Here is a 14,885-nt window from a genome sequence, read left to right as displayed (position 1 = left end):
AGCCATGCAAGTGCAGGTGAAAATCGAACAGATCATTCAGGAAACCAGGGAGGCCTTTACTCTTGTGCTGGAGAGACATCCACAGATAGAAAAGTACCAACCTGGTCAGTTTTTGAATTTCTTCCTTGACATCAAAGGTGAGGAAGTTGTGAGGCAATACTCCTTCTCAACTTCCCCATATCTCAATGAAAATCCCGGCATTACCATCAAACGTGTGCCAGGGGGATTGGCCTCCAATTATCTGGGAGACCAACTCAAACCCGGAGATAATATTGAAGTAAGCACCCCAAACGGTCGCTTTACTACATCCACTAAAAATGGACGTCAGATACTGATGGTGGCTGGAGGAAGTGGGATCACTCCGCTCTACTCGATACTCAAAACGATTCTCGCAAATGAGCCAGACAGCATTATCAGCCTCTTTTATGCAAATCGAAATGCTGATTCAATTATTTTCAGAAATCAATTGGATTCACTCGAAAGGCAACATGAAAGTCGCCTGAAAGTGACTCATTTTCTATCGGAAAACAATAATGAAACGCTTGATAATGGAATTTATCGAAGATTGAATCCAAAGGACTTTCAGAAGTATATGGATACTTATTGGAAGCATAATCCTGAAGCCTTCATTTGCGGACCTGATTCCATGATGAAAATGTCTCAGGAAGCCTTGATCAATCTCGGTGTGCTGGATGAAAGGATTAAAACGGAGGCATTTGTAGGGTCAGGGTTTGGGGAAAATGCTGCTGACTATGAGGAGGCTTTCACTGAGGTAATCATTGAGAACTTCAATGGAGCACCGGTCACTTTCAGTGCCAATCGAAATCAGTCCGTACTAAAGTCAGCTTTTGATGCTGGTTTTCGATTGAAACATTCCTGCCTGGAGTCTATGTGTGGGGCTTGCAAAGTCAGATTACTCTCGGGTAAACTGGACATGAAAACCAATTATGCTTTACCGGGTGATGAATTGGATCAGGGCTATGTATTGTTATGTTCAGGGTTTCCGGAATCAGACGTCCTCAAACTCTCCTATTAAGCTTAAACTTCAATACAAAAGCCCATGAAAGCAGCAATAGTCAATCAAACAAATTATTCGCTTGAAATTAAGGAAATTCCAATACCAACAATCACGGAAGGTTGTGTGCTTGTGAAGCTAAAAGCAGCTTCACTGAATCATCACGAGCTTTGGTCACTTCAGGAAAGGAGTCTGGGTAATCAGGAAACTATCATTTTGGGTTCCGATGGTGCCGGGGTTATTCATAAATTAGGTGAATCTGCAAGCCAATTCTCAGTAGGTGATGAAGTCGTTATCAACCCCTCGATTAATTGGGGTCCGAATCCAAGGGTTCAGGGCGAAACATATGAAATTTTGGGTCACCCGACCAGCGGCACTTTTGCTGAATACATCAGTGTGCCGGAAAAATACATTTCACTGAAGCCTGCTCTTCTCACTTTTGAAGAAGCTTCGGCTCTGCCATTGGCGGGTCTCACGGCCTACAGGGCACTATTTACTCGAGGAGAATATCAGCAAGGAAACAAGGTTCTGATTACAGGTATCGGAGGAGGTGCGGCACTGTTTGCCCTCAATTTTGCACTGGCTTCTGGAGCGGAAGTATTTGTAACCTCGAGTGATGACCGGAAAATTGCCAAGGCCATTGATTTGGGAGCAAAAGGAGGTGTCAACTATAAGGATAAGAACTGGAGTCAACAATTGCGTTCTGAAGCAGGAGGTTTTGATGTGATCATTGACAGTGCGGCTGGAGACGGATTTGCTGATTTGACACAACTGGCAAATCCGGGAGGCCGCATAGTACTATTCGGCAGAACGGCGGGAAAAATAACGGCATTGAATCCGGCAACCATCTTCTGGAAACAATTATCCATTCATGGTACTTCCATGGGCAATGATGAAGAGTTTGCTAGGATGATCCGGTTGGTGTCTGATAAAAAAATCGCTCCGGTCATTGACTCAGAATTTGATTTAACTCAAATAAATGATGGATTTTCCAGGATGGCCATTGGTAATCATTTCGGGAAAATAATCATCAAATTCCTAGAGTAATATCAATAATAAAGAAGTGGTGATACTCTAATTCGATTTTTTTTAACTCAAATAAATATGCGATTTAAATCGTTGATAGCGATCTCTGTCCTAGGGGTAGGGATGCTAGGTTGTATGGAAGAGGAACTAATTGTTGATGAAAATCCAACGCAGGTTTCTTCTGTTGAATTTGCAAGTAACTCCGTTGCTTTTAGCAGTATAGAAAAGCTTGCAATGATTCGGGTGCGTCTGGACAAGAAATCAAATCAAAAGGGAACTGTAGACATTCGGTTGGGAGGCGATGCTCAACACAATCAGGACTACATCCTTAATCAAATTGTAAGCAATGGGATATTTACCTTAGATATTGATGATGGGGATGAATATGCAGAATTCATGATTATACGTCTGGAATCTAAAAGTACAAATACACTTGGAATTGAATTCTGGCTAGAGAATCCATCTAATGGATTTGTATTGGGAGAAAGCACATCAACTTTTGTAATTCTGCCAGATTTAGATTCAGCAAATTCTACTGCTGTTGTAAATTTCACAGATTCTTATGTTGTGCTATCAGAAGGAATCGGAGCATCAACTACCATTAATATACCAATTTGCGGAACCGTAACGCAATCTGATATTATCAGGATTAGCGTTCAGCATCCAACAGGTATTGAATATGATAAAAATTACCAATCAGTTCCAGCTGTTGTTTTAAATGAAATTGCTTTAGAAGTTTTGCCTGGAGCAACTAGTTTATCTTTTCAATTGGAGCCTGTAAATGATAACAGAATTCTTGGAAGTTATGAGCTGGCATTCACACTGGTTGGTAGTACCCAGATTTCAATAGGTTCAAATTCATCTTTGCAGATTCGAATAGAAGAAGATGACGACCTTGAAGTTTCTGTTAACTCCATTGCAGAGCTAAGAAATCGATTTGACCAATCTTCAGGAGATTTTTGGTTAGGTGAAGACTACTACATCGAAGGGGTGATCACTTCCTCGACCAATGTTCTTCATAATCGGGTGGCATACATTCAGGACGGAACAGCAGGTATTGCATTGATGTTCAGCTCCGCCAATAAGCTTGCTTATGGCACCCGTGTGAGATTAAACTTGAAAGACGGTAGTGGTCAGGTGATTAATGATCAGAAAGCTATAACAGGGATAAATGATCTTTCAGGTGTCATTATGGATGAATATGTACAGGTATCCGCAGAAACCATTTCCATTGAACAATTGCATACCGGAGCATTCGAGGGAAAGAAGGTGCGAATTGATGGTATCAGTTTTCCTGAAGCCAACAATTTAGCAACTTTTCTTGGCAGCAAAAGATTTTCCGATACATCTGGAAGATCTGCACTACTGACAACTTACGAAGGGGCAGAATTTGCAGAGTATCAATTGCCGGATTGTAAAGTATCGGTGGTTGGGATCGTTGGCGACTGGGGACGATTGCAGCCTCAGGTTTTTAGCACCGACATCATCAGGTAATAATATGAAACCAGGGAGCCTCTCTTGTTAGTTTTTAGAAATTGAAATTATGTAAACCAAAGAAGAAAAATTGTAATTGGGACGGTGAATCTCAACACTAAATTTGAAGTAAAATTATAAATCAAAATAAAGGACAATGAGTACGTTAAAATTCAAAACAACTATCAAGTGCAGCGGTTGCCTTGCAAATGTGACTCCACACCTCAATGCTGCCGACGGCATTGAAAAATGGGAAGTGGACATCATGAACCCAAATAAGATTCTGACTGTGGAAACTGCTGGAGCATCGGAAAGTGATGTGATCGCAGCAGTGGAAAAGGCAGGATATATCGCTGAAAAAGTGAACTGAGAATTAGTGATTAGGTTAGGTTAGTTAAAAGGGCGGCTCCTGCTGTCCTTTTTCTTCCAAATATTCAGATGATATAGGTTCAGCATAGAACCGTTTCTTCCCAACCGTTACAAATCCAGACAAATAGCATTTTTATTCTGCAAAACGTATCAAGTTATGTGATTGAATTTCTAATTTCACGTACCATTATCAACCTAATCACATAAAACATTGGATAACCCTTGTTTTGACTTACTCAGTGAGTTAGAGCATCGATTATTGGAAATAAAAAACAGCAATAATTCACCTATCGATAAATGCTCACTCAAAATCACACTTTGCCAGGAACTAAACAAAACACTCAGAAAACTCTATTTCAATGCAACACTTGATACAAGTGAGAAGCAAATACATTTCTTCAAATCGGTAAAGCCCAAGTTTGTTTCAGAACTTCACTTCAACCTGGAGGTGCTGAACTACTACAAAGAGCGCCCAAGAGGAAGTAAGAAACTCAAAGGACAATTCATCAACGAGTGTATGGAGAAAGCCTCCTCATTTATGATGAAACATTGTGAGTTCAGGAGCTACATAAATATGCAAGCTGATCATCTGGACCATGTGTATTTTACCAAGCAGGATTACAGTCCAAAACTTCATGCAAGTTTTGAGTATCCGAGTGATCCGGACTTCAGCTCACCAGCCGACCCAACACTTTCATGCCTGATGGCAGCTGATAGATATCTGCAGTTCCTAAAGAATTAGAAGTTCGCCTTGAAGAACCCAACATTGGACCCAAGTTGGGAATCTCAAAAGACACTCGACTGGCACGGCTCCAAAACTGATCTGGTTGAGCTTGTATATGCCCTCCATGCTGCAGGAAAGCTAAAAGGAGACCTCAAACATTCCTTTGCGGTTATGGAGAAGGCCTTGAATATCGATGTTGGGAATTACTATCGGCTTTATACCGATATCAAGTTAAAAAAGAACCCCAATTCACTATTGGATGAATTGAAAACCAGCTTATTAGATAAGATCAGGCAGGAAAACCTATAATTATTTCTCCCAACTTGGGATTGTGTTGTGAATAAAGGATCACAAGTCACAACAGCTTTGTCCATCGAAAATCAATAACAAACAAATGATGGCAGCAACAATTATTACAACAGATGATCTAAGAGAATTCAAAATGGAACTTCTCCAGGATATCAGACAAGTCTTATCAGAAGATAATACTCAAACTAAGCAGTGGCTCAGATCCAGCGAGCTCCGGAAGATGTTGAAGATCTCTCCGGGAACCCTTCAAAACTTACGTGTCAATGGCACGCTTCCTTACACAAAGATTGGTGGAGTGATCTACTATGATTACCAGGACATCCTGAAAATGCTAGAGGAGAACAAATTCAATAACGCTTGAATTACATCCATCACATGAACAACTGGTTCGCCAAAGTACAAGCTGATCAAAGACTAAACCCAAGTCACATCAGCTTGTACCTGGCTTTGTTCCAGTTATGGAATATGAATCGCTTCAGGAATCCATTGTCAGTAGCTAGATCAGAGGTAATGAGGTTATCCAAAATTGGATCCACAAACACTTACACGAAGTGCATGAAAGACCTGGACAGTTGGGGCTACTTACAATATCATCCTTCTTACAATCCGCTCAAAGGAAGCACTGTTAACCTGTTCACTTTTGATAATAGTAGTGATAAGGGTACTGATAAAGGTGGTGAAAGGGTACTGCGACCTTATATAAACAGTAATAAACAGTCTAAACAAGTAAACAGTGATTCCAATTTGAAAAAAAATTATGACCAACCGCTTTAACCCAAAGGCCGTCATTTTCCGGACTTGTTCCGGTATCTTTAATAAGGCCTTTGAATAAGTTCTAAATATGCCCAAAACCATTACATATAAGTCAAATAAATTCTACTTCGATGAGTGTCTTTCTTTTCTGGAAAAAACAGGCAAAAAAATCTATGGTCCGAAATTCAAAGTGATCGAGGAGGATCATCCGATCATCTTCAAGCTCTTTACCTATTTTTTTCGCGACCAGGAAAACGCCAACCTCCTCGATATAGATCTTGCCAAAGGCATCCTCCTCATGGGTCCGATTGGTTGTGGCAAAACCTCACTCATGAATATCATGCGATTCATTCGTTCTCAGCATGATCAACATCTGATAATATCCACTCGAAAAATCTCCTATGACTTCATTCAGAATGGTTACCAGGTGATTGAGAAATACAGCGACCGGTCATTCAAATTCAAAACAGACGAGTGGATTCCAAAGCATTACTGCTTTGATGATCTAGGCGTTGAGAACAGTCTGAAGTATTTCGGCAATGACTGTAACGTGATGACTGAGATCCTCCTCTCTCGATACGACTATTTCATTTCGCATAAGATGCTCACTCATATCACCACCAATCTGGATAGTGATGAAATCGAGAAATTGTATGGATCAAGAGTCAGGAGTAGATTGAGAGAGATGATGAATTTGATTTCATTTGACCGTGGATGCTATGACAAGAGAAGATGAAAAATATTAGTCTTTCATTGCGAACAGTTCCAAATTCTGGTACCTTTCGCAACAGAAAACTAACCATGGGAGCTGTTTTATCATTTATCCGCGAATTACAATCTTATGAGCAATATGCTTTTTCACGGGCAGAATTGCTCGAAAAGACGGCTGCTCCAGACTCTTCGATTAAAAAGGAACTCGCGCGATTGGTCTCCGATAATCAACTAATAAATCTTAGAAAAGGGTTTTATGTGATTATACCACCCAGCTTCCAACACTTTAAGAAGATACCTATCGATCTATACGTTGATAAATTATTCAATTACCTGGACAAAGCGTATTACGTGGGATTTTATTCAGCAGCCGCTTATTACGGTGCATCTCATCAGCGTGTGCAGCAGGATTATGTGATTACTACACCACCTGCTTTAAGGGACATTTCAAAAGGAAACATCAAAATCAAGTTTTTCAATTTCACCAATTGGCCGGCTAATAATATCATTCAACGAAAGTCGGACGCAGGATTTTTCATGGTTTCATCACCGGCATTGACCATGGTCGACTTAATTGAAAACCAACACAACTTGGGTGGAATGAACAGAATGTTGGCAATCCTTGAGGAGTTATCGGAATCCATCGAATTATCAGATCTTAATAATCTGCTGAGTTGGTACTCCAATAAAAGCGTCTTACAACGCATGGGCTATTTATTTGAAACTGAAGGATGGAATGGACAGCTAGCTGAATCAATCTATACTCGTTTACAGAATGAAGATTTTTATCCTGTCTTGCTTAGCGCAAGGAAAGGGATAAAAGCAGGCAGCACTGGAAATCGATGGAAGGTGGATGCAAACATTGAACTCGAAAGCGACCTATGATACCTAAATCTCATATTGCAGAATGGAAGGATTATGCTCCGTGGACATCAATGGATGATGTTGAACAAGACCTGATCATTTGTAGGGCATTGGTTGACATTTTCAATAATGATTTCCTCAAAGAGAATCTGGCATTTCGAGGAGGTACAGCATTGCATAAACTCTACCTGGATCCGGCTCCTCGTTATTCAGAAGATATTGATTTGGTTCAGATAAACCCAGGACCAATCAAACCCATTCTTGATGCACTTGCTGAGTCTATAACTTTTTTTGACGAGGACAGAGTTGTAAAGCAGAAAGCCAATAATAACACAATCCTATATCGGTTCAATGCCGAGTATTCGGAGATTAGGTTGCGTCTAAAAGTTGAGATCAACTGTAGGGAGCATTTTACTGTGGTTGGATGGAAAAAATATCCGTTTGAGTTAGAGAATCCATGGTTTTCAGGCAATGCAGAAATCACAACCTATGACATCAACGAATTACTTGGAACCAAACTTAGGGCACTGTACCAGCGGCGTAAGGGGAGGGATTTATTTGACTTGTATTATGCATCTCAAAACACAGAGTTGGATCTTGATAAACTAATTGTGTGCTATCACAAGTACATGGAATTTTCAGTAGATCACCCACCTTCAGCTAAGCAATTCCTTCAAAATATAGAGCAAAAGCAAGAGGATAAAGATTTCCTGGGTGACATGGAAGGATTGATAAGACCAGGGGTTGAATATGACCAGGACGCTGCTTTTAATTGGTTAAAAGAAGAAATTATTTCAAAACTCTAGATGATTACAAAGAACAACTTTAAGGACACGCTATTGATTCTTGGATTTACTGAATCTGACGATTTACTAATCAAAGAATTTAAGGAACTAGATGTAATTCTAAAGGTCGATTTTAAGAATGAAAAAATCATCTACCCTGAAGACAAAGGACTAAAAGTCAACGAACGCCAAACTTGCAATTTCTCCGATGATGAAAATTTTGTCGTTTTTGAATGTGTTCACAGGTTATTGGAGAAGGGTTATAAGCCAGAACACATTGAGCTCGAACCTAGGTGGAAAGTAGGACATGGAGCTAGTGGTGGGCGAGCTGATATAATGATCAAAGACAATACTGGAAAGTCGTTGCTAATTATTGAATGCAAGACAGCTGGTAAGGAGTTTGATACTGCCTGGAAAAAGACTCTGACCAATGGAGGTCAACTTGTCACTTATGCAAAGCAAGCTGGAAGCACACAGTTTATTTGTTTGTATGCATCTGATTTTATAGATGGAAAAGTGGCTCCTTACTACTATCTCATCACACTCAAAGACAACATCAAATTACTTGATGAGCTTTCCAGTAAGTCACCGCTTTCTTACGAAAAGGCCAAAGGACTTGATGCTGAAGATATTTTCAAAGCCTGGAAAGAAACTTACAGTCAAGACTATGCGACAAAGGGAATTTTCGAAGAAGACATCCCGGCGTATGAGGTTGGAAAAACAAAGTATACAATCAAAGATCTAAATACGATTTCGAGTACTGATATCCAGGGCAAGTATCATGAGTTTGCAACTATACTTAGACAGCATAATGTGTCAGGGAGGGAAAATGCATTTGATAAGCTAGTAAATCTGTTTCTATGCAAAATTGTGGATGAGACCGAATTTCCTGAAGAGCTCAAATTCTATTGGAAAGGAATTGCATATGATGATCAATTCAGTCTCATTGACAGGCTCCAACGATTGTATCAAATAGGTATGCAAAGATTCCTGGGCGAGGATGTAGTTTATATAAGTACGGATCAGATAGACAAGGCTTTTGATTTCTTCAAGAATGATCCTGATGCGACTAAAGACACAATTAAAAAATATTTCAAGGAGCTCAAGTTTTTCAATAACAATGATTTTGGTTTCATAGACGTCCACAACGAAAAGTTGTTCTTTCAAAATACCTCAATCCTTTTGAAGATAGTTCAGATGCTTCAAGACATAAGATTGAAGACAGACAGTGAATCAGCCAGTGAAGAGAATCAGTTCTTGGGAGATATGTTCGAGGGTTTTTTGGATCAGGGTGTAAAACAGTCGGAGGGTCAGTTTTTCACACCAATGCCTATCGTGAAGTTTATCCTGAAGTCTTTGCCACTTGAATCAATAATAACCAAAGGAGATGAAATTCCTAAAGTAATTGATTTTGCCTGTGGAGCAGGTCATTTTTTGAACGAGTATGCAAAAGAAATCAAGCCTATCGTCGAGAAAGAAAAGGAAGCCAAGCTAAGTGACTTCTATGAAAACGTTTATGGAGTGGAGAAGGAATACCGGCTATCTAAAGTGGCTAAGGTATCGGCCTTTATGTATGGGCAGGATAACATCAATATTGTATATGCTGATGCACTTTCCTCTGGTAAGGAGATGAATGATCGAAATATTAAGGACGGGAGTTTTTCAGTTTTGGTGGCTAATCCTCCTTATAGCGTAAAGGGTTATTTGGAAACTCTGTCTGATGTAGAAAGAAAGAAATTCGATTTGATAGAAACTGTTGGAGAGAAGAGCTATCCTAATAACAACAGTATTGAGACTTTCTTCCTGGAAAGAGCGAAACAATTACTTAAACCAGGAGGTGTTGCGAGTATTATCGTTCCATCTTCCATCCTTTCAAAAGGTAAAGCTAAGAGCACATCCAAATCGACCAACATTTATGTTGCTACTCGGGAGATTCTTTTGAAATATTTTGATATCGTAGCTATCTCAGAGTTTGGAAGTGGAACATTTGGCAAGACAGGGACTAATACAGTCACGCTTTTTTTAAGAAGGAAAAAGGAAAATCCTGCACCAGCCGATCATTACATGAATAGGGTTAACGCATGGTTCAATTACGATAAATCCAAGGATGGACTATTCGAAGATGAGAACCTGCTCAAAAAATATTGTGAACACCTGGAGTTTGATTTTAAAGACTACCAAACCTTACTAAAGGGAGAGCCAGATGACTCTCTATTGAATTCTGAAATATTTATAGAATACCGAAAAGAATTTGAGAAGTGGGCTGAAATCAAAAACCTAAAGAAAAGGAAGTCATTCAAAGATTTGTCCAAAGAAGAGAAGGAAGCTGAGTTACAAAAGCGCTTCCTTGGTTACGTCACCGAAAACGAAAAAGACAAGGTATACTATTTCGTTCTTGCAAACACCAACCCACAGAAAGTTCTCATTGTAAAAAGCCCTAACACAACCTCTCAAATGAAAGAATTTTTGGGCTATGAATGGAGCGCGGCGAAGGGAAATGAAGGCATAAAGTATCTCGGTGGAGTCACTTTGGATAAATTGGAAGGCGATGACGAGGATGAGGGAAATGTGGTTTTGGATGATGAGGATAAGCGAGTGCTGAGCAATATCTTCAATCTTAATAATATCACAACTCCACTCTATGACCCGAATGATAAGTACAATCCAGAAAAGATAAATCAGTTGATAATTAACAATTACAACTTATTGAACCCTCTAATACCGGGAGATCTTTCAGAGAGTGTTTTTCATTCATCACTTATTGATCTTATTGATTTTAGAAGAGCTGATTTTAACAAATCGATTGCATTGATTCCGAGTATCTCAGTTAACATAGATACTGTTTGGCCTCTCGTTAAATTGGAAAGTGTGGCTGATGTTGAAAGCGGAGGAACACCAAACACTAAGATTTCATCTTATTGGAATAATGGGTCTATTAATTGGGCAACTCTTGTTGATACCAAGCAGAAGTATATACATGAAACGACTAAGAAAATCACTCAAGAAGGACTTGAGAATAGTAGTGCTAAACTCCTTCCGATTAATTCGGTGATTTTTTCAAGTCGAGCAACAATAGGTGAAATTTCCATTAACAAGATTCCATTAGCGACCAATCAAGGTTATAAGAATTTCATCTGCAATCCACAAAAAATTGATTATGAATATCTTTATTATGTCCTAAACTACTTGAAGTCAGAAATCTTGTCAATAGTGCCTTCGGGAACCAAATACAAAGAAATAAATACCACTGACATCAGGAATTTTAAAATCCCCTTACCTCCATTAGAAACTCAGAGGGAGCTTATAAAGTCGTGCTCGTCAATTGATTCTGAGAAGGATCAAGCTGAAAAGGAAATTGCCTCTTCAATTAAAAAAATGGAGGGAATTTACTTGACAATATATTCATCAGGTTTTCCTTTGAAATCGATAGATAGTCTGAGTGAAAAAATTCAATATGGGATAAATGACAGCATGAATACTCACGGTAAAGGGTATAAAATTTTCAGGATGAATGAGATCATCCAGGGATACATGTTCGATAACGGAAATATGAAACATGTGGATATCCCGAAAGAAGAGTTTGAGAAATACAAATTGTCAAAGGGCAATATACTTTTTAATCGTACCAACTCGATAGAACATGTAGGAAAGACTGGCTTGTTCAATTTGGATGGCAATTATTGTTATGCATCATACTTAATACGAATTGAGGTTGATAGAAAAAAGGCAATTCCTGAATATGTCAATCATTTGATGAATTCGGATCAATTTCAGACTTATGCTAAATCTCAAGCATCTAAATCAATCAATCAATCAAATATTAACGCCACGAAGATGAAGGCTATTGAGATTCCAATCCCAGATAGTCTAACTGAGCAAAAGAAATATGTTACCAAATTTTCAAAATTAGAAGCCAAAATTGAAGCTGCTAAGAAGGTCATTGATGGAGTTGACAAAAGGAAAGAGGAGGTAATAAAATCCTATTTGCAAGGAAAAGTAAAGGGTGAGAAGTTAGCAATCGCTGCAGATTCAAAAGGTAGCTACAAAAAGAAAAAATAAGCAGGTAAAGCGGCGTTCGTCATCGGTTGCCTTTCAGCAGTCACGCCAGACCTCCAGGTCATTACTGCAGAGTTGTTATCATCCTACGGATTGCAGTAAAGACCTGTCGCTTACAGTACCGCTAGTGCGGTAGTCTGTCATGCCTCCTGTTTTGGCTGTCCTCTTCCTCACGGGCAGTTTTTCTGTGCTGGCATCAGGCTTTCCGGCCATCCCTTGCATAGCCATTTATGAATGCCTCCTAGTTACCCATCCAAATTCATAAATCAGCTATGCCCTTCAACGCCCAGCCACATGCCAGCCCATCACTGCCCAGTGTTTATGCTCGCCCGCTAAGCTCGGTCAGACTGGATCAGCCGCACAACCAACCCGCACCTGTCCCGCAGACCCTTGCGGGAACCAAAGCTGATCCACACTGCCAGTCGTCCTCTCCCGATAGCTATCGGGATCGGCCTTTACCTGTCAGGCTTCCCTCGCACTCGCGGGGGCTCGCCGCACAGACGGACCGCAAACCACTCCACTGCGTTCCGTTCATTGCAGCCGCTTACCAGCCGCTAGCTCAAGGCTGTTTTACCTGCATTAGGTTCACGTTTTTGAATTAAACTATCAACAAAATAATGAGAATTTCAGATACCCTTGATTTATATCTCGAGCATTGTAAACTAGATCGTAACGACTATTACAACAATCAAATAATTAGTATGAGGTAATCTAAAAAGGACAATCCTCTATGAATCTCCGTATTTATCGCAGATAAAATCAGGAATAATCACTATTTACCTATTTACTTAAACGACGTTAAATTGATCATGAAAGCAGCAATTTGTTTCAACCTCTAAATTGAATAAAATGTACACTGATTTCAGTAAAGATAAAATCATCTTCCTCTCTCTATGAAGCACCCACGAGTGTGCTTCATTACATCCTGATTTCATATTTAATTTAAAGCTGATTACCGGTTGGCATACGCGACATTACTCGTTGTATGGAATTTCGCATGTTAGTCCATGAGGCATATCGGCTGTTACCTAAAAATTTATGATTATGGCCAGAGAGAAAAGTTTAAAATCTCCAACGAGGGATATTAAAGCACTTAAACAAGAAAAGATTCTTCGTAAATTGGAAGAGAAGAAAAATAAGAAACGTAAATCTAAATTGTGATAAAATTTATTAAAAAGCGGCTGTTTCAATTGGAACAGCCGCTTTTTTATTGATATTTTAAGACCTACTACTTCTTATGGCAATATGTTTTTAACAACTCTTCCGGGACTCACGATAGAGTAGCCATGAGGTGCAGCCCCTAACATGATAGCTTCTATTACCGGTTCATTCACCAATGTATCGGCCACCCATTCTACATAGAAATTTGCTCCACTACCACCAAAGCTTTCTGATTTTGACAAGTAGAAATCGTTGGTTGCCATAGGTTTTATTATCAATGGTTCCTGAATGAATGGCTGAAACTTAGCACCCTCACTATTATAAAAATCTATAGATGAAATAATTATTGAATGACCTGGATCGGTATTTCGTATACTAAGCGTTACGGAAAAATTGAATTCCTTTTCACCTTCATAAGATTTAAGGCTCGCATAGGCTGGGACATAGATTTCCTGGCCAGCCATGATTTGTATATCATTTAGAGCGTCTGATTTAATTGTTTCAATTACCTGTTCATGACTACTTTGGATGCCCTTGATGCTGGATGATATGTTAGAAATCTGGTTTCCAAATCTAAAGATGAATATTAGAGGAATGGCAACCAGCAGGAATGCGCCTATAATCTGAATATAGAGAAACAATTTTTGCATCATGTCCAAACTTTATAGTTTAAGATACTAATTCCAATTTGATTAAATTGATTCAATAACTAATAAACACATGACCTTAAGAATGCGATTTTTTCTCATTTATTTAATTCTAGTACTAGGATCATGCAATGAAAAGGTAACGAATAAGGATATAATACCACCATTGGGTGTTAGTGATTGGGAAAACAGGCTGGTTACACAATCAAATCTTGATTCTTTATCATCCGGACAAACCTATCTTTCGGTGTATTCGGAAATCTATATAAACACAGAAAAAGAGAGAATTCCACTAGGAGCTACGATAAGTATAAAAAACCCAAACCGGAACGATACAATTTTCCTTACAAGTGCCGAATATTTCGAAACAAGTGGGAAGTTGGTTCGGAATTATGTTAAATCACCAATTTATGTTGCTCCTATGGAAACGATTGAAATTGTAATTGAGAGATTAGATAAAGAAGGTGGTTCTGGAGCTAATTTCTTGTTTGATTGGAGGAAAGAAAAGCAGATATTCGATCCGATTTTTGAATGCTTAATGCTGTCTTCAATCGGTAATCGTAGCTTCTCATTTTCTACTCACGGACATAATTTGGTCACGGACATTCCGTAACAAGATTCTTAGACCAATGCTGCTTTAAATCAAATAAATAATATTTAATACGATAATTCCTATTTGAGCCATTGTACAAATGATGAAAGTCGGAATAGTAAAACGCATCGGCATAACTGCAAGATTCGTTACCAAAACGGAAAAGGCTCCAATTGTAATAATCGTCATTTGTAATTCATTGTATACCCAAACAGCATTCATTGACCACATGGCAAAAGGAACTGTCACACAACCTTGAATAAGAATAGTGGCTACTAATATGATTAGCCGGTCATGATCCATTCGGTCAGCCCACGCAATAAACTTTGAGAAGGGTGACTTAGAGGTAGACCTTGAAATTGATTTTCGAACTGAAAATGAATGCATATGAGTTTCCATA

At 39.1% G+C, this 14,885-nt stretch carries 13 protein-coding genes and 1 pseudogene; 12 read left to right on the top strand and 2 right to left on the bottom strand.

Annotation, left to right across the window (positions count from 1 at the left end; genetic code table 11):
• Positions 1 to 4: 4 nt before the first annotated feature.
• From CHB71_RS13160 to CHB71_RS13105, 11 genes and pseudogenes are all read left to right on the top strand, one after another.
• Positions 5 to 1,036: a ferredoxin--NADP reductase gene (locus tag CHB71_RS13160; protein WP_089357380.1), complete on the top strand. Its 1,032-nt coding sequence runs from the start codon at positions 5 to 7 to the stop codon at positions 1,034 to 1,036.
• 24 nt (positions 1,037 to 1,060) lie between these two features.
• Positions 1,061 to 2,062: a zinc-binding dehydrogenase gene (locus tag CHB71_RS13155; protein WP_089357379.1), complete on the top strand. Its 1,002-nt coding sequence runs from the start codon at positions 1,061 to 1,063 to the stop codon at positions 2,060 to 2,062.
• A gap of 57 nt (positions 2,063 to 2,119) precedes the next feature.
• A complete protein-coding gene (locus tag CHB71_RS13150) occupies positions 2,120 to 3,535 on the top strand; it encodes a DUF5689 domain-containing protein (RefSeq protein WP_144017421.1) in 1,416 nt (471 codons plus the stop codon).
• A gap of 136 nt (positions 3,536 to 3,671) precedes the next feature.
• Positions 3,672 to 3,884: a heavy-metal-associated domain-containing protein gene (locus tag CHB71_RS13145; protein WP_089357377.1), complete on the top strand. Its 213-nt coding sequence runs from the start codon at positions 3,672 to 3,674 to the stop codon at positions 3,882 to 3,884.
• Positions 3,885 to 4,094: 210 nt separating this feature from the next.
• A pseudogene (locus CHB71_RS19025) lies at positions 4,095 to 4,916 on the top strand (RteC domain-containing protein).
• Positions 4,917 to 5,001: 85 nt separating this feature from the next.
• The gene (locus CHB71_RS13130; protein ID WP_317043984.1) at positions 5,002 to 5,277 is read left to right on the top strand and encodes a helix-turn-helix domain-containing protein; all 276 of its coding nucleotides are present in this window, start codon (positions 5,002 to 5,004) and stop codon (positions 5,275 to 5,277) included.
• A 14-nt stretch (positions 5,278 to 5,291) separates the two neighbouring features.
• Positions 5,292 to 5,690, top strand: a complete 399-nt coding sequence (locus CHB71_RS13125) for a hypothetical protein (protein ID WP_089357374.1) — start codon at positions 5,292 to 5,294, stop codon at positions 5,688 to 5,690.
• Between the two features lie 67 nt (positions 5,691 to 5,757).
• Positions 5,758 to 6,405, top strand: coding sequence for a P-loop NTPase family protein (locus CHB71_RS13120; protein WP_089357373.1), 648 nt, complete (start codon positions 5,758 to 5,760; stop codon positions 6,403 to 6,405).
• The gene (locus CHB71_RS13115; RefSeq protein WP_221406727.1) at positions 6,402 to 7,265 is read left to right on the top strand and encodes a type IV toxin-antitoxin system AbiEi family antitoxin domain-containing protein; all 864 of its coding nucleotides are present in this window, start codon (positions 6,402 to 6,404) and stop codon (positions 7,263 to 7,265) included. The genes CHB71_RS13120 and CHB71_RS13115 overlap by 4 nt, the downstream gene beginning before the upstream one ends.
• Positions 7,262 to 8,050: a nucleotidyl transferase AbiEii/AbiGii toxin family protein gene (locus tag CHB71_RS13110; protein ID WP_089357372.1), complete on the top strand. Its 789-nt coding sequence runs from the start codon at positions 7,262 to 7,264 to the stop codon at positions 8,048 to 8,050. Before CHB71_RS13115 ends, CHB71_RS13110 begins: the two co-directional genes overlap by 4 nt.
• On the top strand, positions 8,051 to 12,088 hold the full coding sequence (locus CHB71_RS13105; RefSeq protein WP_089357371.1) for a restriction endonuclease subunit S: 4,038 nt from the start codon (positions 8,051 to 8,053) through the stop codon (positions 12,086 to 12,088).
• 1,232 nt (positions 12,089 to 13,320) lie between these two features.
• Here the strand turns inward: CHB71_RS13105 and CHB71_RS13100 are convergent.
• Complete coding sequence (locus CHB71_RS13100; protein WP_089357370.1) at positions 13,321 to 13,899, bottom strand: DUF3124 domain-containing protein; 579 nt, start codon at positions 13,897 to 13,899, stop codon at positions 13,321 to 13,323.
• A 79-nt stretch (positions 13,900 to 13,978) separates the two neighbouring features.
• On the opposite strand from CHB71_RS13100, the gene CHB71_RS13095 reads away from it, so the two are divergent.
• Positions 13,979 to 14,506 (top strand): DUF3124 domain-containing protein, encoded by a 528-nt coding sequence (locus tag CHB71_RS13095; protein ID WP_179213417.1) that lies wholly within the window; start codon positions 13,979 to 13,981, stop codon positions 14,504 to 14,506.
• Between the two features lie 24 nt (positions 14,507 to 14,530).
• On the opposite strand, the gene CHB71_RS13090 is transcribed toward CHB71_RS13095, so the two are convergent.
• Complete coding sequence (locus CHB71_RS13090) at positions 14,531 to 14,884, bottom strand: hypothetical protein (protein WP_144017420.1); 354 nt, start codon at positions 14,882 to 14,884, stop codon at positions 14,531 to 14,533.
• Position 14,885: the final 1 nt, after the last annotated feature.

It is taken from the genome of Ekhidna lutea, from assembly GCF_900188325.1.
Lineage (GTDB): Bacteria > Bacteroidota > Bacteroidia > Cytophagales > Cyclobacteriaceae > Ekhidna > Ekhidna lutea.
Note: the sequence above shows the minus strand (reverse complement) of the source record. Positions and strands in the feature narration are given on the sequence as shown.

Coding starts and splice junctions, on each gene's coding strand:
- CHB71_RS13160 (WP_089357380.1), top strand. CDS start 5: ATGCAAGTGCAGGTGAAAATCGAACAGATCATTCAGGAAACCAGGGAG.
- CHB71_RS13155 (WP_089357379.1), top strand. CDS start 1,061: ATGAAAGCAGCAATAGTCAATCAAACAAATTATTCGCTTGAAATTAAG.
- CHB71_RS13150 (WP_144017421.1), top strand. CDS start 2,120: ATGCGATTTAAATCGTTGATAGCGATCTCTGTCCTAGGGGTAGGGATG.
- CHB71_RS13145 (WP_089357377.1), top strand. CDS start 3,672: ATGAGTACGTTAAAATTCAAAACAACTATCAAGTGCAGCGGTTGCCTT.
- CHB71_RS13130 (WP_317043984.1), top strand. CDS start 5,002: ATGATGGCAGCAACAATTATTACAACAGATGATCTAAGAGAATTCAAA.
- CHB71_RS13125 (WP_089357374.1), top strand. CDS start 5,292: ATGAACAACTGGTTCGCCAAAGTACAAGCTGATCAAAGACTAAACCCA.
- CHB71_RS13120 (WP_089357373.1), top strand. CDS start 5,758: ATGCCCAAAACCATTACATATAAGTCAAATAAATTCTACTTCGATGAG.
- CHB71_RS13115 (WP_221406727.1), top strand. CDS start 6,402: ATGAAAAATATTAGTCTTTCATTGCGAACAGTTCCAAATTCTGGTACC.
- CHB71_RS13110 (WP_089357372.1), top strand. CDS start 7,262: ATGATACCTAAATCTCATATTGCAGAATGGAAGGATTATGCTCCGTGG.
- CHB71_RS13105 (WP_089357371.1), top strand. CDS start 8,051: ATGATTACAAAGAACAACTTTAAGGACACGCTATTGATTCTTGGATTT.
- CHB71_RS13100 (WP_089357370.1), bottom strand. CDS start 13,899: ATGATGCAAAAATTGTTTCTCTATATTCAGATTATAGGCGCATTCCTG.
- CHB71_RS13095 (WP_179213417.1), top strand. CDS start 13,979: ATGCGATTTTTTCTCATTTATTTAATTCTAGTACTAGGATCATGCAAT.
- CHB71_RS13090 (WP_144017420.1), bottom strand. CDS start 14,884: ATGGAAACTCATATGCATTCATTTTCAGTTCGAAAATCAATTTCAAGG.